Below are 1,492 nucleotides of genomic sequence, written 5' to 3' on the forward strand. Positions count from 1 at the left end.
CCGAAGAAACTGATTTTGGAATCTATGGGCCTAGAATAATATTGTCTCAGATTAAGGAAGAATTTATTTGTTTTTTGCCTCAGTTCTTTGTTAGCCTTTGTTATTTTCTATGTGTATGGTGTTCCAATTACGTGAAATACTAAATCAAAAGCAATATGGGATATAATAGCTACTAATAATCCGCGTTTCCAAAATATCCACCCGAATGTTGAACCCGTTATTAAGTTTCCAATCATCGTAACACCGATTGTAAAAGGCGTCAATTCCACAAAGTTTTTGGATAACGGTAGATGAATAAGTCCAAAAAATATTGCAGAAATTATGATGCCTATCCAGATTGTTTTATTTGATGGATTATCTACTTTTTTCAAAAATTGAATAATCGTAATTATCAGCGACATTAATCCTAATCGAAACATTATTTCTTCGCTAATTCCAGCAGAGAATGATACAAGAGCATAAAAAGGTTTGGATGGCCTTGAAATTTTACCTGAAATTGGATAGAACTCACTTTGTAATTCAAAGAGCCCCAATAGTAATAGAGCTACCAATGTTGCTAAAAAAATACTTGATAGGATTGATTTCCAGTTTATTAATTTATTAACTGGTTTTTTTGAAAAGATTCTTGCAAGAACTGGCGCTCCCAAATTGGTTCTTGAAGAAATCCATAAACCTATAAAAACCAATATAGCACCTAAAATTAGACTGCTTATTAAAATTGGAATTAGGTCGTCAACAATCGATTCGTTCAGATTGACTTCTGTATTTCCCGCCTCCAGATTCAATCTTTTAACTTCTCTACTGAAAGGGATGTTTATTAAAGAACCAAATATGAATAGAACAAGCACAGTTATTGCCACTTGCCAGCGATATTTTTTCTTTTCTTCTTTGTCCTGTATGACTGATGATGTAAATAAATTATTCAATTGATTATCGGTTTTTTTAATAAAGGCTAACGGCCCGGGACTAGGCCCTGCGGATGCGCAGCATACGCGTTAAGGGTCTGGGCTGGGCATCCGTGGGGCTTATCCCTTGTTGTGTTTCGTTTTGCTTCGGGAGGTCTCTACGGTTCTCTGAGGTCGCTCCCTATATTTTTGCGCCGCCCTTCCCGGGCCGTTGTGGCGTATTGAGCGCACCGGGAATCGAAAAAAGGTATGGGTACGGAGTGTTGCCCGTCTTGCTTTTTTCGATGTAGGGACGCGGCCGAAGGCAATTCGCCACAACGTTTAGCATAAGAAACGTAGGGCAGGTGATAAGCGATACGTTTCGAATTGGTGCTAAGCCAAATATAAATATTTTGCTTTTATCTTTTTTCTTGTAAATGCCAAATTTTATATTTAGCGGACTTTGTTAATATACACAAGCCTTTCGGTTTAGTACAAATGCCCTATGTTTTTTATACATCTTAAGTTTGATTCTCATTAAATTGATGGTATAAACCAGAAAGAACAAAAGAGAGAATTAAGGTTAAGTTATACAGTGAAGCTTTAGA

The 1,492-nt window shown here is 36.6% G+C and carries 1 protein-coding gene; it reads right to left on the bottom strand.

Annotated features, from left to right (window positions below):
• Positions 1-107 precede the first annotated feature (107 nt).
• Entirely contained in the window at positions 108-926 is an 819-nt protein-coding gene (locus tag BW980_RS22075; protein WP_076457313.1) for a CPBP family intramembrane glutamic endopeptidase, read from the bottom strand.
• Positions 927-1,492 lie beyond the last annotated feature (566 nt).

It is taken from the genome of Zobellia uliginosa, assembly GCF_900156625.1.
GTDB lineage: Bacteria > Bacteroidota > Bacteroidia > Flavobacteriales > Flavobacteriaceae > Zobellia > Zobellia uliginosa.